At 50.1% G+C, this 23,491-nt stretch carries 23 protein-coding genes and 1 tRNA gene; 8 read left to right on the plus strand and 16 right to left on the minus strand.

The window, feature by feature from the left end:
* Positions 1 to 594 (plus strand): triphosphoribosyl-dephospho-CoA synthase (locus MKMG_RS03425; RefSeq protein WP_165075618.1); only part of this gene is annotated, 594 nt, incomplete at its 5' end.
* Complete coding sequence (locus tag MKMG_RS03430; protein WP_371415195.1) at positions 564 to 1,205, plus strand: DUF447 domain-containing protein; 642 nt, start codon at positions 564 to 566, stop codon at positions 1,203 to 1,205. The genes MKMG_RS03425 and MKMG_RS03430, both read left to right, overlap by 31 nt.
* Before the next feature lie 236 nt (positions 1,206 to 1,441).
* Here MKMG_RS03430 and MKMG_RS03435 read toward each other — a convergent pair whose 3' ends face one another.
* The 5 genes from MKMG_RS03435 to thiD all read right to left on the minus strand — a co-directional run bounded on the left by MKMG_RS03435 (position 1,442) and on the right by thiD (position 4,271).
* Entirely contained in the window at positions 1,442 to 1,840 is a 399-nt protein-coding gene (locus tag MKMG_RS03435) for a type IV pilin (protein ID WP_165075624.1), read from the minus strand.
* Positions 1,841 to 2,164: 324 nt separating this feature from the next.
* A complete protein-coding gene (locus MKMG_RS03440) occupies positions 2,165 to 2,596 on the minus strand; it encodes a hypothetical protein (RefSeq protein WP_165075627.1) in 432 nt (143 codons plus the stop codon).
* Positions 2,597 to 2,603: 7 nt separating this feature from the next.
* Positions 2,604 to 2,891, minus strand: a complete 288-nt coding sequence (locus MKMG_RS03445) for a hypothetical protein (RefSeq protein ID WP_165075630.1) — start codon at positions 2,889 to 2,891, stop codon at positions 2,604 to 2,606.
* Positions 2,884 to 3,336, minus strand: a complete 453-nt coding sequence (locus MKMG_RS03450) for an Lrp/AsnC family transcriptional regulator (RefSeq protein WP_165075632.1) — start codon at positions 3,334 to 3,336, stop codon at positions 2,884 to 2,886. Before MKMG_RS03450 ends, MKMG_RS03445 begins: the two co-directional genes overlap by 8 nt.
* A 122-nt stretch (positions 3,337 to 3,458) precedes the next feature.
* Entirely contained in the window at positions 3,459 to 4,271 is an 813-nt protein-coding gene (gene thiD / locus MKMG_RS03455; RefSeq protein WP_165075634.1) for a bifunctional hydroxymethylpyrimidine kinase/phosphomethylpyrimidine kinase, read from the minus strand.
* 74 nt (positions 4,272 to 4,345) lie between these two features.
* On the opposite strand from thiD, the gene MKMG_RS03460 reads away from it, so the two are divergent.
* A complete protein-coding gene (locus MKMG_RS03460) occupies positions 4,346 to 5,674 on the plus strand; it encodes an AIR synthase-related protein (RefSeq protein ID WP_165075636.1) in 1,329 nt (442 codons plus the stop codon).
* Position 5,675: 1 nt separating this feature from the next.
* On the opposite strand, the gene MKMG_RS03465 is transcribed toward MKMG_RS03460, so the two are convergent.
* From MKMG_RS03465 to MKMG_RS03515, 11 genes are all read right to left on the minus strand, one after another.
* Complete coding sequence (locus MKMG_RS03465) at positions 5,676 to 6,680, minus strand: AAA family ATPase (protein WP_165075638.1); 1,005 nt, start codon at positions 6,678 to 6,680, stop codon at positions 5,676 to 5,678.
* Positions 6,667 to 7,398 carry a 4-phosphopantoate--beta-alanine ligase gene (locus tag MKMG_RS03470; protein ID WP_165075640.1) on the minus strand — a complete coding sequence of 244 codons (732 nt, stop codon included), beginning with the start codon at positions 7,396 to 7,398 and terminating at the stop codon, positions 6,667 to 6,669. The genes MKMG_RS03465 and MKMG_RS03470 overlap by 14 nt, the downstream gene beginning before the upstream one ends.
* Positions 7,395 to 8,258, minus strand: a complete 864-nt coding sequence (locus MKMG_RS03475; RefSeq protein WP_165075642.1) for a pantoate kinase — start codon at positions 8,256 to 8,258, stop codon at positions 7,395 to 7,397. The genes MKMG_RS03470 and MKMG_RS03475 overlap by 4 nt, the downstream gene beginning before the upstream one ends.
* A complete protein-coding gene (gene coaBC, locus MKMG_RS03480) occupies positions 8,240 to 9,394 on the minus strand; it encodes a bifunctional phosphopantothenoylcysteine decarboxylase/phosphopantothenate--cysteine ligase CoaBC (protein WP_165075644.1) in 1,155 nt (384 codons plus the stop codon). The genes MKMG_RS03475 and coaBC overlap by 19 nt, the downstream gene beginning before the upstream one ends.
* The gene (locus MKMG_RS03485; RefSeq protein WP_165075647.1) at positions 9,391 to 10,275 is read right to left on the minus strand and encodes a class I SAM-dependent methyltransferase family protein; all 885 of its coding nucleotides are present in this window, start codon (positions 10,273 to 10,275) and stop codon (positions 9,391 to 9,393) included. Before MKMG_RS03485 ends, coaBC begins: the two co-directional genes overlap by 4 nt.
* Before the next feature lie 2 nt (positions 10,276 to 10,277).
* A complete protein-coding gene (locus MKMG_RS03490) occupies positions 10,278 to 11,327 on the minus strand; it encodes a 60S ribosomal export protein NMD3 (RefSeq protein WP_165075649.1) in 1,050 nt (349 codons plus the stop codon).
* Positions 11,328 to 11,345: 18 nt separating this feature from the next.
* A complete protein-coding gene (locus MKMG_RS03495; RefSeq protein ID WP_165075652.1) occupies positions 11,346 to 11,639 on the minus strand; it encodes a DUF424 domain-containing protein in 294 nt (97 codons plus the stop codon).
* Between the two features lie 47 nt (positions 11,640 to 11,686).
* Positions 11,687 to 12,517, minus strand: a complete 831-nt coding sequence (locus MKMG_RS03500) for a TatD family hydrolase (RefSeq protein WP_165075655.1) — start codon at positions 12,515 to 12,517, stop codon at positions 11,687 to 11,689.
* Positions 12,514 to 12,843 (minus strand): dihydroneopterin aldolase family protein, encoded by a 330-nt coding sequence (locus tag MKMG_RS03505; protein WP_165075658.1) that lies wholly within the window; start codon positions 12,841 to 12,843, stop codon positions 12,514 to 12,516. The genes MKMG_RS03500 and MKMG_RS03505 overlap by 4 nt, the downstream gene beginning before the upstream one ends.
* Positions 12,844 to 12,904: 61 nt before the next feature.
* Positions 12,905 to 15,034 carry a minichromosome maintenance protein MCM gene (locus tag MKMG_RS03510; RefSeq protein ID WP_216842869.1) on the minus strand — a complete coding sequence of 710 codons (2,130 nt, stop codon included), beginning with the start codon at positions 15,032 to 15,034 and terminating at the stop codon, positions 12,905 to 12,907.
* A gap of 14 nt (positions 15,035 to 15,048) precedes the next feature.
* Positions 15,049 to 16,017: a replication factor C small subunit gene (locus MKMG_RS03515; protein ID WP_165075661.1), complete on the minus strand. Its 969-nt coding sequence runs from the start codon at positions 16,015 to 16,017 to the stop codon at positions 15,049 to 15,051.
* A gap of 181 nt (positions 16,018 to 16,198) precedes the next feature.
* Here MKMG_RS03515 and MKMG_RS03520 point away from each other — a divergent pair, with 181 nt between their 5' ends.
* From MKMG_RS03520 to MKMG_RS03540, 5 genes are all read left to right on the plus strand, one after another.
* Positions 16,199 to 16,888 carry a hypothetical protein gene (locus MKMG_RS03520; protein WP_165075664.1) on the plus strand — a complete coding sequence of 230 codons (690 nt, stop codon included), beginning with the start codon at positions 16,199 to 16,201 and terminating at the stop codon, positions 16,886 to 16,888.
* A gap of 155 nt (positions 16,889 to 17,043) precedes the next feature.
* Positions 17,044 to 18,708: an AMP-binding protein gene (locus MKMG_RS03525; protein WP_165075667.1), complete on the plus strand. Its 1,665-nt coding sequence runs from the start codon at positions 17,044 to 17,046 to the stop codon at positions 18,706 to 18,708.
* Between the two features lie 64 nt (positions 18,709 to 18,772).
* The gene (locus tag MKMG_RS03530; RefSeq protein WP_165075670.1) at positions 18,773 to 20,638 is read left to right on the plus strand and encodes an AMP-binding protein; all 1,866 of its coding nucleotides are present in this window, start codon (positions 18,773 to 18,775) and stop codon (positions 20,636 to 20,638) included.
* Positions 20,639 to 20,801: 163 nt separating this feature from the next.
* Positions 20,802 to 20,886: transfer RNA gene (locus MKMG_RS03535), tRNA-Leu, on the plus strand.
* Positions 20,887 to 20,980: 94 nt separating this feature from the next.
* The gene (locus MKMG_RS03540; protein WP_254059073.1) at positions 20,981 to 22,660 is read left to right on the plus strand and encodes an AIPR family protein; all 1,680 of its coding nucleotides are present in this window, start codon (positions 20,981 to 20,983) and stop codon (positions 22,658 to 22,660) included.
* Positions 22,661 to 23,491: the final 831 nt, after the last annotated feature.

Genomic DNA, 23,491 nt, shown 5'->3' on the forward strand with positions numbered 1-23,491 from the left:
GGCAATACCCATTTTGGCGCATATATTCTTCTTTTTCCGCTTATTATGGGGGACGGCATCGCCGGTGCACAGGGAGTCATTGCAGAGACTACGGTTGATGATGCCCTTAAATTTTATGAGGCCTTTGCTCTCACGGAAGTACGGATGAATGAGACCGATGATCTGGATGTCAATGATCCGGAATCTGCACAGCACATTCGTGACGAGGGGCTGACCCTCAGAGATATTATCGCCTACTCTGCACCGGGGGACATGGTCTGCCGGGAGTGGTCGAACGGGTTTCTTCTCAGCCGTCGGGTGGCAGATTACCTGCTGGCGGCACCGGACGGGAAACAGGCAGTTGTCCGGGCATTCTTCTCGCTTCTCGAAACAGAACCGGACACCTTCATCATCAAGAAGCTTGGCAGGGAAGCGGCCGAATGGACGATGGCCCGCGCAAAAGAGGTATGTCGCGGCACATACGCAGCAGATGACTTTGATGAGGAATGCCTCGCACGCGGTATCAATCCGGGATCGATTGCGGATATCACGATTGCAGGCATTTATCTTGCATTAAGAGAGGGATGGGATTGGGAATCCTGCAGGCAGGCATAAACGAAGTCATCGCGACGACAACAGATCCCGCGACAGGGAGGAGCAACGCCGCACCGATGGGTATCATCTGCCGCAACGGTCGTATCATGCTGCGGCTCTTTCACGGCACCCATACGGAAGCAAACATCCGGGAGTCCGGCTGGGTGGTGGCCAACCTCACGTATGACCCGATGGTGTATGTGGAGACTGCGTTTGGAGATCTTTCAGAAGACGCGTTCACTGAAATCACGGAGACCAAAGAGAGTGCGGAGTGCACAAAGACTGCGGCAGGCGGCAGCAACATATCGGTGCAGATGCCAACGTCGATGCAGCGGTTACGCAGCTGCGAGGCATGGGAGGCGTTCACCACCACCATTGTGAGCGACAATCCGGAGACGCTCGTCGTGGAACTGACACCGGTGGCGTCAGGGATTCTCAACCTCCGGCCCCACCCGCCCAGCCGGGCCTTTGCAAATATCATCGAGGCGACGGTGCATGCGACGCGGTATGTCGTGACCCGTGACCCGGCGTTATGGGCCCTGATTGAGCAGTCGGCAGAGCTCGTCAGGAAATGCGGCGGTAAAGAGCATGTTGACGCGCTTGATCTCTTGCTGACGTTTTGCCACAAATAAAAAAGAGACTCTCCCATTTTTCTGCTCTCTGAATTACACCTGTTTTGTTGCAATAACTGCAACCGGAGCAAGGGGGGATGCCTGCTCCTCCCTTGCTATTAATTGTATGATCGGATGTTGAAATACGGGTAACTTTACGACGATGATTGAGCACTCAGCAAAGCTTGTCAGAAAGTGCGGCAGAAAAGAGCATGCTGACGCACGTAATGTCGTAATTAAGTTTGGAAAAAAAAAGATTAGAGCAGTTTGTCAAGCAGCACCTGGGTGGCACCGTCATCAAACTTAGCAGTGATGACCACACGTTCCTGACCAGCAGTACCATTACCAACAAACAGTTTTGCATATCCTACAGCCGGATTTTGCTCACTATCATTGCCATCCTGTGAACCATCTACTTTGTATACAGTTGAATTTAAGAATGTAACCTTGGATGCATCCGGTCCGCCCTGGTATGTGATCAGGATATCTGAACCAGACTGCTTTGCAGTTGCGGCCACACTCTTTGTCGTCTCAATATCGCTTGCCATACCGAATACAAAGACAGCGATGACTGCTGCCAGAATCACGGTGATGGCGACCATAAGGATAACACCGATGACAGGTGATACCGCTTCTTCATCTTTATTAAATCTCATTTCAATTCACCTCTCCCAAGCAGGGCGATACTTCACCCCCCCCGTGGGTGAGTATACATAATATTCATCTATATAAATGATTTGCGGATGTGTCTCCAATGGAACGATTATCTAATGAAATTGCGACACATTTGGAAATATTTCCTGTATTTTTTACAAATAATGAAATGTTATTTCCCTGTTTTTGACCCTACTTGAGTCTATTGATTGTCGATAGTTACTTTTATTAAGGCAGACGAGGTGAATATTATTTCTTCTGGTAGAAATTCAACACGTTTTTATATCCGTAGCAAAAAATGGACTCATTTCCTGTTGTTTTCAGCGTCAAAAAAGGATCTGGAGATGGTTTCCTGCACGTGTTACTGCGGCACCTTCAGTCACAGCCCGGACAAATCCGGTCACATATGCTGCGGCAGGTTCTGCCATACTGAACGGATAGCCAAAGAGGCCGTGTGCATCCAGATTCACCGTGATCGTGAGTCCGTCCTCTCCGTCCTGCCGTTCAGTCTCCACACCGGCCACGAGAAGGGTGCTCTCAATAATCTCCGACGGCTGCATGAAAGGGGGCATCCGCTCCTTTGCCTTCTGCCCGTCTTCAAAACCGATATCACCGATGACGTGGAGGATACTCATCACCGCTTCCGGTCTGCCTTCCTGCATGACCCGTTCAATCACCTCACCGCCGATGTCACGCGGTTCCCAGGTGCGGGCGAGTTTCAGGAGGGACCAGTCACGTGAGAACTGCCCTTTCTTCATCCGGCAATCATCCCCGCAGCACAGCGAAATTCATCACGCCAATACCTATAATCTCGATAATTCTGGATGCCACTTCACCCCAGTATATGACAGATAATTCAGGCCCGAACAATTGTACAAGGTCAGGAAGGACGATGCCTATCACAAGAGTAAAGAGACCGAGGGTAAAGTAGAGCAGAGTCGGCTGTCTGATGACCTTGTATGCATCATAGACAAAGATAATCAGGGCGCCACCTAAAATCAGGGTGACGACAGCGAGAATCTGCTGAATGAGGATAAACTGTGACTCAATCATAGCGGCGGACACTCCAGTTCTGTTCTTTTATTCGTTTCACCGTAATAAAGGGTTTAATCTCTTTCACCCCCGCGTAGCGTGAAAGAGGGGTAAGAATATCTTTTTTCAGGTTCGTGATTGACGACACGACCACCTTTGCCATGAAATCACTCGGTTCCAGTGTCTCATACAGTTCAAGGACACAGTCATGGCCTGCAAGGAAGGACGCAACTTCTTCCTTGTCATCCGGTGAGACGGTGATTGTCAGAAATGAAATGAGGCTTTCTGCAAAGTAATCCGGGTTAATTGAAATGGTAAAGCCTTCGATAACCCCGGCACTTTTCAGTTTTTCAATCCGTTTGAATACGGTTGAAGGAGCAATATCAAGCTGCTTCCCCAGTTCTGCCATTGAAATTCTGCCGTCCCGGGCAAGTTCACGTAAAATGGCGTGGTCAATATTATCCATACAATCCCCAATCCCTCTCTGATGACTATTCATTCATAAAGCAGATATATGTGATGCATGTATTTCCGAAAAATGAAGAAAAAAGTGAATATTTTTCATTTATCTGAATATTTTCCGTTCATTTACCTGTTTTGATATGCCGTTGAAACCATACCACCGGGATTTACCATCCGTCTGCCGGAGAGGGCAGGCACCGCATCCCGGATGGCGTCGGAGACAAACATTTTTCCCTGCCGGCATGCCTCCGGCAGCGTCTCACCCCGCACCAGATACGCGGTGATTGCAGCAGCAAGAGAGCACCCGGAGCCGTGCACCTCATAGGGGTATCGGGGGCCGTCAAGGATGACGTGTTCATCCGGGCTGATATACACGTCCGGTGAACTGGCTGTTGTCAGGTGCCCGCCTTTGATGAGCACCGCCTCTGCCCCCATGTCAAGAATTTCTCTTCCCGCGGCGGCCATCTCATCAATCGTTGTGATTGCTTTCCTTTCGGTCAGGACACAGAGCTCCGGGATGTTCGGTGTGACCAGTGCGGCGCGTGGTATGAGCCGGTCACACAGGGCAGAGAGGCTTTCAGGAGAAGTGAGGCGCTTACCGGAGGTGGCAATCATCACCGGATCGAGAACCAGCGAGATGTCCCAGGGAAGATTGTCTGCAACTGCTGCGATCGTTGTTGCATCCGGCAGCATACCGGTTTTCACCGCAGTGATAGGAAAATCCTGAAACACCGCTTCCATCTGGCAGGTGAGCGTATGCGTATCCACAGTCCTGCTGGAGAGGACTGCACGGGTGTTCTGGGCGGTCACTGCGGTGACAACCGTACATCCCCACACACCAAGGGCTGAAAATGTCTTGAGATCTGCCTGAATCCCGGCTCCTCCGCCGGAATCAGATCCCGCAATCGTGCAGGCACAGGGTATCTGCGGTCGTTCCATCGCTGTAGTATTGAACCCTTATCCGATTGAAACGTTATGCCGGTTTTATGAGGCGTGGTGGACAACACTTATTTATGGATATTGAAGAGCTGACACGGCGGTGCCTGTCGGCAGGAACGGATGAAGAGACCTGTGCCGATCATCTCAAAGAACAGATCCTCACGATGAAGCCGGGCGTATCATCTGACTATGCCCTCTCAATGGCCCGTGCAGTTGTTAAAGAAGTGCAGAACAGCAACCTGGCCGCATCAGACCTGATTGCCTACACCAAAGCTGATGTGACCATGGGTGAATTTGGTGTCGGTTCCCGTGGTGCCGGAGATTTCTTTGCACACCGGCAGTTCCCGAAAATAATCGGCGGCACCGATGCTTCGGTGGGTGTCGATGAGATGGACGATGCGGGCGCCGTAGAGGCCGGCGGGAAATATATCATCACCACGGTGGACGGCATGCACTCACGCCTCTCGGATTATCCCTTCCTTGCAGGCTTTCATGTAACCCGGGCCACGCTGCGTGACGTATATGTCATGGGTGCCACACCGGTGGCCCTGCTCTCTGATATTCACGTCGGAGACGACGGCGATGTGGCAAAAATATTTGATTATACCGCAGGCATCGCGGTTGTCAGCGAAGCCATGGGCATCCCGCTCGTCACCGGCTCAACGCTGAGAATCGGCGGCGACATGGTTTTGGGCAGCAGGATGACCGGATGTGTGGGCGCTGTCGGCATTGCCGATCATCTCACGGCACGCACGGCGACACAGCCCGGTGACTGTATCCTGATGACGGAAGGGGCAGGTGGCGGCACCATTGCAACCGCGGCCATCTATTCCGGCTTTCCCGATGTGGTGGATAAGACCATCAACCTCCAGTTCCTGCGTGCATGTGAAGCACTGCTGAAAAGTGACGTGCTCACCCGTATTCACACCATGACCGATGTCACCAACGGCGGCCTGCGGGGAGACGCGTATGAGATGGCAGAGACTGCCGGGTGCCGGATTGTCATTGAAGAAGAGGATCTGCGTTCCCTTGTGGATTCCGATGTGCTCGGCATGCTTGACGCACTTGAAATTGATTATCTGGGCGTCTCTCTGGATGCCCTCCTCGTGGTGACACGGCCCGAGGATGCAGACGCGGTCATTGAGGTGGTGCAGTCCACCGGTGTGACCATGAAGAGGATCGGGTATGTCACCGAAGGGCCGGGAGATGCCAAACTGGTCACCGGCGGTGAGATGACAGACTTTATACCACGCTTCCGTGAATCAGCATATACACCGGTGAAGAAAGTCGTGGACACCGCACCCCATGACTTTGAAGAGATGAAAAAACGGGTGGCACAGGCAGCAGATGCCGCACTGGATAAAAAGAAGAGAGTGCTTGCAGCTCTCCGACAGGCAGAATAACTTATTCTGCCGAAAATATTTCTTTTACGATGCCTGAGAGAAAGGCATCCATCTGGATATATTCATTGCCCGCGTCCCGCATCATCAGATCCGCATCAGCAATAGCCACCGTAACGCGGGGGTCGTTGTACTCCTGTTTTCTGGCCCTTGAGAGTTCTTCAAGCACTTCAGGACCGGAGAGGCCATACTCCAGCATCAGAATTTCAATGACAGATTTGGCCTTTTCCATGTCACCGTTCCGGAGAATGCGGAAGACCGACCGTGCGATATTGCCGGTCTCTGATTCAAGATACTCTTCAAACCCGCCTTCAATCCTGTCGTCGCAGTTCATCTGGCAGAAGAGAATGGCCTTTCTGGCGTCTCCCCGTGATGCGGCGGCGATTAGCTCCATCTCTTCTTTTTCATACGCCGTCTTTGGCACCTCTTCTTTTGCGAGGATCTCTGTCATCAGTTCAAGTATGGTATCATCTGATAACGGCCGGAAGAAGAGGGGCAGGGCACGTGAGGTGATCGCAGGAATGATTGCACTCTGTGTTCTCGTGATGAAGATGAACCGGCATGTCCCTGAAAACCGTTCCATCATTCTGCGCAGTGCCTGCTGCGCCTCGAACGTCAGGGATTCGGCTTCGTCAAACACCATCAGCTTAAACTCTGCATCAAGCGGTTTCACCGAGGCAAACCAGCGCACGATATACTTGAAATTCGTGATGACGCTGGCCTCTTTTTTGTAGAGATGTGAGAATTTCTCCTCATGTTCCAGATAGGTCCTGCCGCCGCGGAAGAGCGCTCCCGTCTGGATGACCGTCGTATTCTCCTTCCAGAACTCCCCGTAGAGTGTTTTTGCGATGCATTCAACAGCCGCGCTCTTTCCGGTACCGTGACGGCCGCTTATCAGCAGGTGCGGCAGCATGGAATCTTTAGAAAAGGCCTTCACCATCGCAATGACCGCATCCTGTCCGCGGATGTCTTCAAACGTTTCGGGCCGGTACTTTTCAATCCATAGCATCGGTGAGCGTCTCCTGCATTCTCTGCAATGCGGCATAGAGAAGGCGCTGATTGTCATGGTCTGCCATCAGCTGTTCTCCTGTCTCATGGGTCATGTCCCCGCATGCCTGCGTAATGTTTGGCAGTGCCCGTGTGAGTTCATCGACAATGGTCAGTGTTGCAGTCTGTGCGGTGCGGGAGAGGGGATTTAAGTCAATGGTGATGACGGTCTTGCCCATGTTGACAAGGGCTTCACACCGGTCCCCGTCTTCCAGCGGCACGAGCACTACATCAGCCGCATAGATGCCGTCCCGCAGGCAGAGTGCCCGGTCGTGTGACAGGGGCAGGAGGCGTTCGGCGGTGCCTTCGAGAACAGGCACTCCCGCTGCTTTCAGGTGTGCGGTGATGGCCGTCATCCGCGCTTCGGTGCGGTGAAACAGGTTGACTTCCACCGCGGCGCCGGAAGCCTCTGCAAGTTCCCGGATCTCTGCTGCTGCAAGGGCTGCGGTGTTCCCGTTAACTGATATAACCGGGCGGGAGCCTGCCATAAGAAATGCTGCAGCGGTCTTTTCAGCACGTTTCGCAGATGCTGATGTATCTTCCCCCAGGAGATAGTCAAATGCCTCCCCTCTGCCATGCGCACTGGCTCCCTCGACAACTACAATGCCTGAACGAACGGCGTCTGCAATCCGTTCCCGTGCCACCAGCGACCGGTAGCGGGGATGATCTTTGGGTATCATGTGATCACTTCAATAAGCCTGAACCCCTCTGCTGCCACATGGAGTTCCAGTGGTATTCCGAATTCAGATAGTACAGAGAAGGCTTTGTTTCCAAGGGCAAAAACACCCTTCCCCAGCATGGTCATGGACGCAGGAATGCCGTTGTCATCACATGCCTGTAATACCGGCCGTATTTCATCCGGTACAAGGCCGCTTCTCTCTGCAAACAGTCTTGATATACGGAATAAATCCTCCGGGCTCCCGGCGCATTCTGCCGTGTATGCCTCTGTGACGCGGGCCATATCTGCCGGAGATGTGATGACGTCAGCGGTATGCAGTTCTCCAAAACTCAGTGCCGAGATGCAGACCCCGTCACCATTCATACGGGTGATGTCAGGGGTGATGCCGGGCTGCATCCGGCAGACGATGCCGCCCCCGGTGCATGCGGCCACATCGCCCAGTCCGGTCTGATACTGCAGCTCGGACAGATGGGCCAGCCGGGCAATGGCATCGTCGGTAAGATGGGTGTCAAAGAGTGCATTGGCAGCGGCGAGCGTTGCCAGCAGTGCTGCTGCTGACAGACCAAAACCGGCACCCGGCGGCAGGGACGTCACGGTCTTCACCGCTGCCGTCACTCCCAGTCTCTTCAGTGCATACTCGATGGGCGGGGACGTATGGGCAATACAGGTCTCATCACCCGGACTGCGCTCAAGACAGACGGAGACCGAGGTTCTGTCTGAGGGAGTGACCGTGGCATATACCCCTTTGTCGATGACAATGCCCCCGCCGCAGCTTCCGGTGGAATCCGGACTGTCCCCGTCAACTCTCCGGAAATACCCGGATATGTGGCCGGGTGAAAAGCCTATAGCAGATGCTGCCATAGATGTTCTGCCACCTCTGCCTTTGTCCCTTCCGCATGCACGCAACTGTCTCTTGTAATGAGTTCGTATGCACCACAATCCGCTCCCAGTGTATCCGGGGTGTTGGCCGCCACCATGTCAGCACCTGCATCAAGCAGGTGTTGGGCTTCTTCTCTGCTCTTCCAGCCCAGTTTAAACCCGACAATAATTTTAGGGCGGTTCTCTGCCTGCATCACTTCCTGAATGATTTTGGGCTGTGGTAAGAGGTCAACAGATATGTTCTGCCCGCTGGGAATCTTCCCCTCGTGTACTGCCGGTGCGAAATCGGAGATGGCAGCCGCACTGATATAATAGTCAAATGTATGTTCCGCACACAAGCGTAAGATACTGTTCAGCATGTCACCGGCAGACTCCGCATATACATTGCGTACATGAGGCACGGACAGAATGTCCCCGTGCACCACCCAGACCTCTGCACCGAGGCGGGAGGCCTCGCGTGCCAGTTCTCTGCCCATTTTGCCGGTGGAACGTGTGGTCACGACCCGCACGTCATCCAGACGTTCGCGGCAGGGCCCGCTGGTGATGAGCACCGTCTTTCCCAGAAGAGGCATGCCGGACAGGGCCCGTTCCGTTTCATGCACAATTTGGTCGGTATCGGCAATCTTTGCCTTCCCCTCTTCGATGCGAGGGTCAACGATGGTGATTCCCCATTCTTTGAGGGTCTCAAGGCAGGCGCGGACACCGGGGTGGCGGTACATACTCTCGTGCATCGCAGGCACCAGAATGACAGGCGTCGTGCTTCCGATGGCCGTGGTGGCAAAGGTGGTCACCGGTGTGTCGTCGATGCCGTGGGCAATCTTGCAGATGGTGTTCGCCGTTGCAGGTGCGATTAACAGCAGGTCGGCACTCCCGCCATCACCGCAGTATGTGACATGCTCGACCAGTCCCCCGCACCGGGTCAGTGTCTCATGGCCGGTGGCATAGGTGATGGCATCCGGGTGCAGTATGCCGCATGCCGCACTCGTCATCACACCCTGCACGTCAGCACCGCAGCGCCGGAGTGCATGTGCCAGTTTTACACCATCAACCGCTGCAATGCTGCCGGTGATGCCCAAAACAATCTCTTTTCCTGCGAGTGTTGTGCGTATCGTATTCATTGTATCACCACATCATGCACCATGTGCCAGACGCCTGGTGCATACTTTTTGACCCGGTATGGTATAATCTCTGTGGAATAGCCTGCTTCAGCGCATATACGGGATATTTCTTCTGACTGCTCCCCCAGCGTGTGGACATGCAGCACGGTCCCCGGCCGTACATGCGCACAGGCATCGGAAAGAAACACGGGTGCATCAAAATGGCCCATCAGGATGTGGTCATAGACGCCTCTCAGGCAGTCCCTGCAGTCTCCCCATTCCGGAGTGACTCCTGACGAAACGCCATTGGCAGCGGTATTTTTTTCAAGATAATAAAATGAATCGGGATTTATCTCCATCGCATGGACCGTTGCACCGTTCATTGCGGCAGGTATGGTGAAGTATCCGATGCCGGCAAACATATCCGCACAGCGTATCGCACGATTCTCTCCGGATTCCCTGATCAATCGGGAGATCCGTTGTTTTTCCTCACGGTTTCCCATGGCAAACATCACTTTGAGGGGATCTAAATAAAAAATAAAACCCGCTTCATGGTGGCAGACTTCACCGCATTCTCCGTAGACAAGCGTTGCCGCGGGGACTCGTTTCTCTCCGTGGTATCCGGATATATACACAATGCCGCGCGGATGCAGCCAGTCGCAGATATTGTTGATCTCCTGTTCTGTGGGGGGGATGCCATGCAGGATGACAACGTCACCGAGCATCTGGTATCCTCTCCCGGCATACGGTCTCTTCTCTGTGAGCACCTGATCTGCATCATACGTCTCTTTGACAGGAATGAATGCATCATTGCCTTTGACATACGGGCGGCGGGACGTATCCACCCATTCAGCATTCTTCAGGAGAGAAAGCATATCACGTGGATATTTCCGCACCCTCATTGTTATCCGACCAGAATGATCTCTTCTTCTTCGCGGTCACGAAGAAATTTTACCCGTTCATGTGGAGCAAGTCTCAGCCATGCATGTGCCTTTACTTCCTTTATATCGTACGAGACAGGATCAAGGATGCCTGCAATATCATTGTCGGTATAGGTGACATCAGCTCTTTCAGCATCCCCCACATTGCCAATCAGGCGGAATCCCTCATCATTTTCATGCAGGACATTTGATCTGCCTTCACTCAGATCAAATACCCTGAGAAGGCCGGAATCGGTGCCTTTGACCTCGTAGTGTCTTTTATTAAAGACAATGACATCGCCTTTCCGGAACTGTGGAAGACGGAGGAGAACGTTGATGCGGTATACTTTTTTACCATCCTGCTCACCGATAAGTTTGGGATGCCGGGTGGATTTCCCGCCCATCTCGGTGATAATCTGCCGTACAATGAGATCACTCATACTGTGGCTTGAGACAACGATGTCCACACCATCACGCGTATCATCAATCCGCGTGATAAACGAGAGACGCTCCCCTAATTGCTGCACACTCTCCTCAATATCATAGGCTATTTTTTCAGCCCGTTCCCGTTCAAAGGCATCAGGTCTCCGGCCGGTTGCGCGCACCTGAATGGTTGATGCATAATACCCGCCGGAGAACCGGCTGCACCTGTCGCAGTTCTCTTTCATCCAGACAATTAACGTCTCACAGGTTTTGTGCACCGGTTCGCCATACAGCATCCCTCTGACATAGATGGTGCATTGTGTGCGGTTGGGATTGGGGTCTCTGGTGCTGATAGCCAGTTCAATATCCTGCACATCAGCATGAACGGACACCGCCCCGAATGCAAGTTCTTCGGCGAGTTTTTGGCGGTCATATGGCACATCAGTCCAGGTATTTACCTTTTTAATCGAACCGCAGGTGGGGCAGATGACGCAGGGCAGCCGTTTTTCACAGGTAACCCATTCAACAGCTGTTCTCAGGCATTTATTGCAAAAGCCTTCATTTTCGGTTTTGCCCCCGCATTTCGGGCAGAAATTTTCCTGTATTGTCATATTTATCTGTATCTCTCTTTAGGTACGGTAGATTTGGGCATGTGGGACATCCCCTATTCTCATATATCCGTTGTTATCAAGAATGCCACATTTTATTGCTGTCCTGACTGCTCTTTCTCCGATCAGGTTGCAGTTCGCCGCATGCTCAATTGCAACTGTTACCTCATCTTCTGTGCGGGGAGTATTGCCGTAGAATGCCTCAGTTACGTGTATGGTAAGATCCCCGTCTGTAAGGGTGGTGTTCAGAAGTTCTCTGTCGCATACCGCAACAATGCCACTTACCCCTGAGTAGCGGTGTATCTTCATATACATGATGTATAGTATTTCGCAGGAATGATTAAAAATATGGGGAAAATAGCCTATGGGAGTGTTATCTCCACACCGTATACCCTGGCGGGAGTTTTTGCATGTATGTTCCATGCGTCATCCTCACTGAATATGCCCTGTTCAAGATATTTCCGGGTATATCGTGGTACTGATTTCGGGCCGATGACTGCTCCCGGACGGGAGTTGTCATCCATATAGTCACTCTCCATCGTGAACTCAATATGGCTCTCTACCGCTGATGGTATACTGTCAAGGCGGGCAAGAAGGGAGGGCATCAGGGGTGTATCCGGCATGCCAAAATGTTTGACCACGCGTTTTGGTGACATGCCAATACGTTTTGCCATATCAGCCACATCGCTGCATGGCCCGGTCTCCGCATGTATCTGAAGAGCGCAGTCTGTGTCATGCGCAAGAGAGAGGGCGTGCTGTAAAATACGGTTCGATGTCTCCCATACATCCGGTTCGACCGGGTAATGCGGGCGCCCGGATTTAAGTGCGACTGCCGTATGTTCCTCCACATATTCCGCTGCAATGTCAAGGCCGCGTTTCATCACCTCTTCTGCATCAGATACAGACATCCGTTCGGTCAGTCTGCCGATCTCCGCCGGGTGAACGCCGAATATGGGAAAGACCACCACGCCAATTTCCCGTATGGCTGCGGCTGTCTCAAGGGTGATATCATATACCTCCCTGAACTCGTCTCCGGTTACCGGGTGTATATTGTGAGACCAGGATGGTTTGGTGACGAGGAACATGTGGGTGCCGCCCGCCCTGAAAAAATCCTTGGCAGCCTCCGTTCCCCTACCATTCTCCCGGTCAATGTGAATATGGTCGTCAGTTACCGGGATGCCCAGTCCGGTCATCTGATATCAAGAATTTCCATGAGGGGATATTCACCGTCATATTTCAGGGCTGCGGTGCATGTCGCGTCCCCTGCGGTGGTCTGAATCTCAACCTCAAGCATCTTTCCTGCCAGTTCACTGTAGCCGAAGGGATTTATTTCCATCATTTCGGTATTGATGGTGACAGAAACAGCATCCACACAGGGCTGCAGGGCGACGGCATTGGCAATGGCCGTCTCAACTGATTTGGCGGTGTCGGGCGATATCGGTGTGCCCACCCACTGGTGGTAGAGGGCACCAAGTTTAATTCCTGCCTCAAAGGCAGCCTGAATATCATCTCTTGTCATTACAGATGGTTTCTCCGTTGAATCAATTAAATCAGTGGTTCCGGCTCATTGTGTTGTCTCTTTAATTGATGAGCCGTATGACCCCGTGACGGGGTTCAAGCGCTTCGCCCGATTTTGTCAGCTGGTCCACCATTTTTTCGATATCATCCTTTTTGTATCCGGACGAGATCAGATGGCTGGTGATATCGGATATCTGTGCGAAGCCTTTGTCATCCGCCAGTTCACGGATGGTCTCTTTGAGAATTCGCGCAATGTCACGGCGTTTCTTTGAGACACCGGTGACCAGTTTGTCAATATCGTAGGTGCCGGTTTCAGCGTCGTAGGCCACTTTCTTGAGGCACCGGTCGGCAATCTCTATGACCCTGTCCGCGTCAGAAAATTCAATCTCATTACTGAGGCGTATGCGTGCACTCGCCTCCGAGAGACGCACCAGTCCCTCCAGCTGCCGCGCGGTGACCGGCACCGGTTTGGTGTTATCATCCGCGAGACTTCTCAGGTTCAGATAATAACCGATGAGGTGTTCGCGGGCTTCATCAGAGAGTATTGGGAAACAATTCCGTTTTGCATAGGCAATGTATTTCCGGAAAATTGTAGGGTCTATCTCTGGTGTGACTGGTGCCAGCTGTCGTGTGATGTAATCTTCATCGATGCCTTCCATCGGGAATTTTTTATTGTGCTGGATCAGTTCACCGACACTGTGGGATTTCAGGATATGTTCACCAATGGCACGGTCCAGTTTCTCTTCCGGTTTGTCCTCCATGATAAAGATGAGGTCAAAACGTGACAGGAGCGATGGTGGCATATTGATCTGCTCTGCAATAGGTGCATACTCGTCAAACCGCCCCATCTTCGGGTTTGCCGCCCCCAGAAGAGAACACCGTGACCTGAGAGTGGCGGTGATGCCTGCCTTTGCGATGGATATGGTCTGTTGTTCCATCGCTTCGTGCAGTGCACTGCGGTCTTCTTTTGCCATCTTGTCCATTTCATCAACCGCAGCGATACCCATGTCCGCAAGGACCAGCGCACCTGCCTCAAGTGTCCACCTGCCGTCACCGAATTCATCCTTAACAGCAGTTGCGGTCAGCCCGGCGGAGGTGGATGATTTTCCACTGGTATAGATGCCGCGGGGAGATAACTTGATGACATACCTGAGCACCTGGGATTTTGCAATACCCGGGTCTCCGACAAGGAGCATATGGATGTCCCCGCGAAGACGACTGCCATCCGGCATCTCTTTGGAAATGCCCCCGAAGAGCACGAGTGAGATTGCAGTTTTTACATCCTGCATGCCAAAGATGGAGGGTGCAATGGAGCGGGATATTTTTTCATAAATTTCGGGGTCTTTGCTCAGATTCAGTATTATTTCTTCATCCTGTTCTGAGATGGCAACCTCTTCGAACTCTTTTTCACCGATCTCAATTGAATTGGCTTCGATGTATATGTCAAAGAGTGTGCTTTTGTTGCCGTGATTCATCCGCTGGACAGAGCGGAGAATGCCGTTGATGATGACCCGGTCGCCCGGAGCAACGGTTCCGGTCAGGTCGTCTGTTACGTCAACGTCAAGGGTCTGCGGCTGTTCACCGCCTCTCAGTCCTTCTGGTGATTCCTGTATGCGTAATTTCTGTGCATCGACAAAGGTGGACATGCCTGGCACGAGTTCCATTTTTGTTGCCCGTTCACACTGGGCGCACGGCCGGTAGGGTTCCTGAAACCGGGAATATTCCTGCCGGTAGGGTGCACTCATTGTACCGCACTGCAGGCACCGGAAGACTGCCTCGGTCAGTCGCGGACGCACTTCCGTTGTCTTCCTGAGAATTCCTTCAACCGAGATGAAGGAATTGATATGGTGGGCGCGTATGTCACGGACATCTATTTTCCGGGGGAGGCAACGAAAGCGGACATTAATATTGTCAGCTTTTTCACTCTCATCCTTGGTAAAGATCAGATTGTGGTTTCTGATGGCGTCCTTTACATCCCCGATGACCTTTCCTGGGTTGTGCAGGACTTCATCTGCAATTTCAAGGCCGGTTTTCCCCCACAGGGAGAGTTCGCGGTAATCAATCTCAAGGGATTTCAGATGCGGATACTGCGCACTGATCTCCCCCAGCTCTTTCCGGTAATGCTTCTTTAAAAAACTGTTCCAGTCGGCTGCACGGTCGGTAATCTCCAGATCATCAATATCTTCTTCCACCCGGATGTGCCTCCTCACTGTCTCGTGGCGTCAGCACTCAGTACAATATTTGCAATCAGTGCTTCCATCTGTATCTCGCTGTTTGCCCCTTCACTGAGACGAAAGTCTGTTTCGCCAAGATGTGATATTAATTGTGTTTTTAGCCGGCGTTCAAGTGGAATACTGATAATTGATCGGTACATCTGGTTGATCAGTTCGTTTGGCGCAATGCCCCGTGAATAGAGGAGTTCATGCACCAGCGCTTCCGCCCCTTCATAGTCACCGGCAACAGATGTCTGCATCAGCCCGACGATCTCTTCGGGACGTGCCGTCGATGTGATCTCATAGATCATATCTTCGTTTATCTGTTTGCTGACAATGGCAGCGCCCTGCAATGCATTGATGGCCTTTCTCATATCACCCTGTGCAACATAGACGATGGCATCCTCCGCTTCCGGGCTGCACACCAGTCCTTCCGTCTCTGTAATACGGGATATTTCCGTCTGTATTGCCTCTTTTGAGAGAGGTCTGAACCGGTATATGGCACATCTGCTCTGAATGGGATCGATTATTTTTGACGAATAATTACAGGAGAGAATGAATCTGCAGTTTGGTGCGTAATTTTCCATCGTACGGCGAAGTGCTGCCTGTGCATCAGGTGTCAGCGCGTCTGCCTCGTCAAGGAAAAGAATCTTAAATTCAGCTCCTCCAAGAGGTGCTGTACGCGCAAACTGTTTAATCTGGTTTCGTACGACATCGATGCCCCGTTCGTCAGATGCATTCAGTTCCCGGAAATTCATCTGCCAGGTATCCCCGAAAAATTCCCGTGCAAGAGCAATTGCCGATGTTGTCTTGCCGATACCGGCATTCCCGGTAAACATGAGATGCGGGAGGTTTCCTGATATAACATATGATTTCAGGCGGGAGACGATCTCGTCCTGCCCGACAACATCATCCAGCACCAACGGGCGGTATTTTTCAATCCAGATTGTATTTGCAGTCATTTGTTTTCCCCAACCCTGTAATCATATACCGGGAGACAGTGTGCACCTGTTGTTATCATATTCTGTACATAAAGAGTATTAGCTGATCGGTTGATGTCTGTGATCTGTAGTGGTGATCTATTATGCGCTTAACAGATAGAATATAGACTGTCCGGACAAAATGATACGATAAGGATAGTGTATGGAACCGTACCTGAAAATATTTGCCGATGACCTGAATTCCGGGAGAAATGATGCACAGAGTAATGGAATTCGGACTCTTTCCGAAAGAAAGATTTCAAAATGCCTTTTTTGCGGTGCACTCACTGAGATTCCGGATACCAATAAACCGGTTCTGAACCTTACTCTCTATGACCCGACGGGAATGCTGGTTGTGGGCTGCCATACCGGCAATCCGGATATATCCTCATTTCTGAACGAGACTGCCCTTCCGGTTTTTGTTCTCTGTGCGGCAGGGATTCGCTGCACTGCAGACGAGTGCATGCCGGTGCTGGAATCAATTGTTCCGGTCTCAAGAACGCTGCGTGACGGCTTTGTCGTCGCTGCGGCAGCAGACCTCATCGGACATCTTGAACATGCGGATACCTCTCCTGACAAAAAAGAGCGCATATGTGGTATGGCAGAGAAGGCACTGTCCACTCTTCTCACCAAAACGGAGGTCCCTGCGACACCGGACACCGCTGTATTTTTTCAGGTGAAAAAAGAGATTCGGGATATTTCTGATGATAAAAAGACCGTCGGTATTGAGGTATTGATTGAGGCAATGGGTTTGAAAGGGATTCCACGGGAGACAACCCTTGCCGTTCTGAAAACAATGATCGATGACGGCGACTGCTATCAGCCAAAACCGGATGTCGTCAGACTGTTGTAGAGAGATGACCCAATAATTTTTCGGTGGGCCCTGGGCCTCTTATGTGAGACACATGCAGGATACGGGTTATTGCTGATGTGCATTTTTCTGTAATGCGAGCCTGAGCTTAAAGAAGGAAATACTATACCCATCTACATCAAAGCATTATTGATTCTATGGCGGATGCAGAGTATAATATGGTGGATTACGATGAGACCTATCGTACATTCTCCATTGATGTACCTGAATTTTTCAATTTTGGGTATGATGTCATTGACGACTGGGCACAGCGTGACAGAAACAAACTGGCGATGATCTGGGCGAATCAGGACGGGGATGAGAAGAAATACACATTCCGGGACCTGAAGAACCTCTCCAATATGGCAGCAAATATTCTGCTAAAGTTTGGCATTAACAAAGGGGACCGGGTCATGATCATGCTGCCGCGGGTTCCGGAGTGGTGGATATTTGTCATCGCAATAATCAAACTGGGTGCAGTGGTCTGTCCTGTACCCTCGTTACTTACACCAAAAGATCTCCATTACAGAATTAACGCAGGAAATTTCCGGCTTGTCATAACTGATTTTGAAAATTCTGAAAAAATTGACGAGATATACGAGGAATGTCCGTCGCTGCAGACGAAACTCATTGTTGATGGTGAAAAGGACGGCTGGGTGAGTTATCAGGAGGAACTGGTATACCCTGCACCGGTATCGCACCGGAAGGTCAGTATGCCGTATACAAACCGAACCCGCTCAACAGATCCCATGCTTATATATTTCACATCCGGTACAACAGGTGAAGCAAAGATGGTGCTGCATAACAATGCATATCCGCTGGGCCATATTGTGACAGCGAAGTTATGGCAGGATGTCCGGGAAAATGACGTGCATTTTACCTATTCTGATACCGGATGGGCCAAATGTGGCTGGGGGAAGATCTTTGGACAGTGGATTCAGGGCACATGCCTGCTCATTTATGATGTCTGGGGAAAATTCAAGGCGACAGAACTGCTCCCGCTCATTGAAAAGTATGAAGTGACGACATTCTGCTGCCCGCCGACAGTCTTCCGGATGCTGATTATTGCGGACCTTGCAAAATACGATCTCACTGAACTGCGTCACTGCTGCAGTGCTGGTGAACCGCTCAACCCTGAAGTCATCAAAGTATGGGAAGAGGGGACAGGCCAAAAAATCTATGAAGGGTATGGGCAGACGGAGACCTGCTGTGCCATTGCATCTTTTGCATGCATTGAAAACAAACCTGGTTCAATGGGGAAACCATCGCCCGGGTGGCATATTGAACTTCATGACGAGGATGGACATCCTGTTGCCGATTATGAAGAAGGACGTATCTCCATTTCGTTAAATCCCCGTCCGGTTGGCCTTATTGTGGAATATCTGGATAATGAAGAGGCAAACAACGAGTCCTTTGTCGACGGGTATTATTATACCGGGGACAAGGCCTACCGTGATGAAGACGGGTATTTCTGGTTTGTCGGCCGGGATGATGATGTCATAAAGAGTTCAGGATACCGCATCGGCCCGTTTGAGGTTGAAAGTGCCCTGCTTGAACACCCTGCCGTTCAGGAATCTGCCGTTGTCGGTTCGCCGGACAGAATCCGTGGTCTGGTTGTAAAGGCATTTGTTATCCTTAATCAGGGATTTGAGGGTTCTGAACCATTAATAAAAGAACTGCAGAATCATGTGAAGCAGGTGACCGCCCCCTATAAATATCCGCGGGTAATTGAATTTGTTGACGTGCTTCCAAAGACCATATCCGGCAAAATTAAACGAAATGTGCTGCGGGAAGATGAACTGAAAAAATATTCAGACGACTGATCTGTTCTCTGGTGGTGCAGTGCACCACAATTTTTTATTATTATGTGCACCAACATATGTAGTAATGGTGCGTTATTCTGTTACAATGGACGATGAGCTCGTCCGGAAAATAGACCGTGACTCAAAGGATCGGGGAATATCCCGTTCTGACTGGATATCTGAGGTGTGCACCACACATTTTCCCGAACTTGACGGAAGTGGCATCTCTCAGATGAACCGTGAGGATTCAGTTCATTTTCGGCATAATATAACCGATTATGATGAGACCTACAATTCATTCTCCATTGATGTACCGGAATATTATAATTTCAGCTTTGATGTCGTTGATGCCTGGGCAAAGCGTGACCGGAACAAACTTGCCATGATATGGGCCAACCAGCAGGGCGAAGAGAGGAAATATACATTCCGCGATCTCTCACGGCTTTCAAACCAGGTGGCAAATATGCTCATCAAATATGGGCCGGGAAAGGGGGAACGTGTCCTTATTATGCTCCCGCGTGTCCCGGAATGGTGGTTCTTTGTGCTGGGCATGATCAAGATGGGTGTGGTCTACTGCCCGGCACCGACCATGCTCACAGAACAGGACCTGAAGTACCGGATTAATGTCGCTGACGTAAAGATGGTCATCACAAATGAAGAGAATGCCCATAAGGTGGATGCCATCTTTGATGAGTGCCCGTCTCTGGTGTCAAAGTTTATTGTTGACGGCGAACGTGAGGGCTGGATCAGTTATCCGGTTGAACTGGCGTATCCGGCCCCTGTCTCCAGTAAACTGGTGCCGTTCCATGGTCTGAAGGGTACAAAAGCAACGGACCCGATGCTTATCTTCTTTACCTCAGGGACAACCGGAGAGCCGAAGATGGTGCTCCATGACCATAGTTATGCACTCGGCCATATCGTAACCGGGCGGTTCTGGCACGATGTCAGAAGTACTGATCTTCATTTTACGGTAGCGGATACGGGATGGGGAAAGAGTACATGGGGAAAACTCTTTGGCCAGTGGAATGAGGGTGCGGCTATCATGGTCTATGACATCCGCGGTAAATTCAATGCGACCGGTCTTCTTCCGGTTATTGAGAAGTATGGTGTGACCACATTCTGCGTGCCCCCCACCATTTACCGGATGCTGATCCTTGCAGAACTGGAAAAGTATGATTTCAGTGAACTGCGCCATTGCTGCAGCGCGGGCGAGCCGCTCAACCCGGAGGTTATTAAGGTCTGGAAAAAAGCCACCGGCCTTACCATTTATGAGGGATATGGCCAGACAGAGACGGTATTGTGTATCGGGACGTTCCCATGTATGGAATCAAAACCCGGATCCATGGGCAAACCAGCACCGGGATGGCATATTGAAATCCATAATGATGAGGGGAAACCCGCTCCACCGCATGAAGAAGGGCATATTGCCATAAAAACAGATCCACGGCCTGTTGGCCTCTTTCAGGAATATATTGGTAATGCCGGGGAGAATGCCAAGTCCTTCAGTGACGGCTATTACTATACCGGTGATAAGGCGTACAAGGATGAGGACGGGTATTTCTGGTTTGTCGGCCGGGATGATGATGTGATAAAAGCATCAGGATATCGTATCGGGCCCTTTGAGGTGGAGAGTGCTCTGATTGAACATCCTGCCGTTCAGGAAGCAGCGGTGGTCGGAACACCGGATGTCATCCGGGGTCAGATTGTGAAGGCCTTTGTTGTGCTCTCTCCCGGATACACGCCGTCAGAAGCCCTGATACATGATATTCAGAACCATGTCAAACAGGTAACGGCTCCGTATAAGTATCCGCGTGCCATTGAGTTCGTTGAGGGTCTGCCGAAGACCATCTCGGGGAAGATCAGGAGAAAGGAGCTCAAGCAGAGGGAGATGGAAAAAGCCGAGAGAAAGAACAAGGATATTCAGGAGACAAATCCTGATAAAAAGCAGTGAACGTCGGCAGACCGATCGACAAACCGATCGGCAATACTAAATATTCGTAAATTAATCCATAAAATGTTCATCAAAAAGAACAACAAAAATCCGCAGACAGACCAACAAAAATCAAAAACCAAATACACATCTTTATTTTGTTTAAGCACGAATTGAGTTAGGCGCGAGGGTTGCCGAGCTTGGTCAAAGGCGCTAGGTTCAGGGCCTAGTCCTGTAGAGGTTCGAGGGTTCGAATCCCTTCCCTCGCATTGGTTCTTTTTTGGGTTCTTGTTTGTTTTTGAAAAAATACCTGAACGCGGACTGGTAGGGATTAAAGATGAATAAGGTTATACACTTACATTAGTGGCAGTTGTTATGGACATCAACGCAAGTATTATTGATCAAAGAATTACTGGTATCGTTGAGGACCACCCTGATTGGCTGCCCGATGGTGCTGACATCAATAAAAAGAAATCGGCTGCATTTGTAATTTTATGTATGGCCACCTGCCTTGATATCTCTATGGAGGAAGCGGCCGATCTTCTAACTGATGGAGGGAATGATGCCGGTGTTGATGGTCTCCATATTGGGGAGGTTGATGACGGAGAATTTTTGGTCACGATTTTTCAGGGAAAGTACAAGACCAAAAACCTGAATGGAGATGCAAATTTCCCGGAAAATGGTGTTGAAAAAACAGTCAACACTGTTCAGGTTCTTTTTGACCCTTATCGCAAAGTAACATTAAATGAGAAAATTGCTCCAAAAATCGAAGATATCCGCTCACTGATTCGGGATGCATACATTCCGAATGTGCGGGTGATTCTGTGCAACAATGGAGCAACCTGGACAAAGCAGGCAGACAACTGGATAAACGAAGCCAAAAAAGATTATGGTGACAGGGTTGATTTCGTCCATTTCAATCATGATTCAATCGTAAATATTCTCCAACGCAGTAAGAAGGTGGATGCCACCGTAACGATGAGTGGCCAGGCAATTGTAGAGGATATGAACTATATGCGTGTTCTTGTCGGACGTGTCTCGGTTCAGGAGATTCAGCGACTGTTCAATGACAACGGCGATAAATTGTTGGAGCGCAATATCCGCCGTTATCTCGGGCTTCACTCCAACCGTGTAAACACAGCTATTCATGAAACTCTTTGCAATGCAGATAAATCTGACAAATTTTATTTCTACAATAATGGTATTACAGTGGTTTGTGACAAATTTGATTACAATGCATTTCAGAAATCCGATTATAAGGTACAAATCAAAAACATGCAGGTGATTAATGGAGGACAAACCTGTAAAACCATTCAGGAAACACTGAATAATGCGTTACCGAATGGAATAAGTGAGTCCGCGTATGTAATGATCAGGGTTTACCAACTGGCAGAAACGCATAAAGAGTTTGTCCGGGATATCACCTACGCAACAAATAGTCAAAATCCAGTAGATCTTCGAGATTTGCATTCCAACGATGAAATGCAGAAACAGCTTGAGATCGGAATTTCCGACCTTGGATACGCATACAAACGACAGCGGGAAGAAGGCAGCGGCGGGTCCAATATTATTACCAGTTCAATTGTGGCAGAATCTGTATTGGCAATCTGGAGGAAAAGACCTCATCAAGCCAAATTCCGTCGGAAAGAACACTTTGGAAAACTCTATATTGATATTTTCAAAGATCTGAATGCTGCTCAGGCTTTGTTGGCAGTCCTGATTTTCAGAACCGTTGAAAATCAAAGAAAGCGGCCGGCAGATCCAAATCCTCCTGAATTTCTCCCATATGCATCGCATTACATATCAATGTTGATTGGTCGTGCCCTGTTAAACGATCAGGATACAAACTTTGGAGACGTTTCTCACCGCAATTTTAAATCCCTGGTTCAGGCATTTGAGGATGGGCAGGCCAAATATCAAAAGGAGGCTGTTGAACAAATAGCTGAAGCACTGAAAGATTGCTATGGTGACAGGGATATTTCCCTCCAGCAATTGTCTGCCACATTCCGCCGTGGCGATCTCCTGGAAATGTTGGGGGTTTAGAACCTGAAATTAAAATATATGTGCCGGAAATTCTCGTGCAGTCGAATAGAGAGAAGATGTTACCACGTCACCCTTATTCGAATATAGGGTAATTTTGGATTCTGTAGAAATACTACGAAGCAAAAGAAAACATCCGCACATGAGTAAATCATCGGATGAATATCGGAAACCGGATTAATGCTGCATCATCCCTGTTTCTCTCCCTTTTTGACCCCCTCCGTTTGGGAATCAAAGGGTAAAACGGGCGTATTTTTCCACTCATTTTTCCTGCGGGGAAAATACCGCTGTAATGTCTTTTATTTGCGAAAATCACGATTTACCGGAGACTATTAAGGAGTTCCTATTGTCAGATATTTTGGGGAGGACATATGGACTGTCTCAACTGAGATCTGCTCTCTCAGGGCTTCTGTGTGGACACAATATTTCCAGGAGCAAGCCTGTTTTGGGGTTATTTGATCGTTTCTTAATCAGATAATGGGATTTTTACCCAGAGTAATCGAATTGTACACCGTAGCTTGCAGGAGGGAACAAAGAACCCATCCGGGTGATTGCCTCCTGGAAAAAATCTGTATTCTGTGGTTTAGAACCTGCGATGAAATTCTGGTTTCTTAGAGGAATTTTCTGGGGGCGTTTTTTGTTATATTTTAGGAATCTAACAGAGTCAAAATATGGGCATATAAACAAACCAATATGACAGTGTTGTTGATTATAATATATGGGATGAACTTAAGGAGGAAATCTAATTACGTTTATCAATGAGCATGAGGAATTTGAGATTCGGGAGGCAGTTAATTCCTGGAACCGTTTATCGGAGACTCAGGTCAATAAACA

Origin of the sequence: Methanogenium sp. MK-MG (genome assembly GCF_009914725.1) — an archaeon.
GTDB lineage: Archaea > Halobacteriota > Methanomicrobia > Methanomicrobiales > Methanomicrobiaceae > Methanogenium.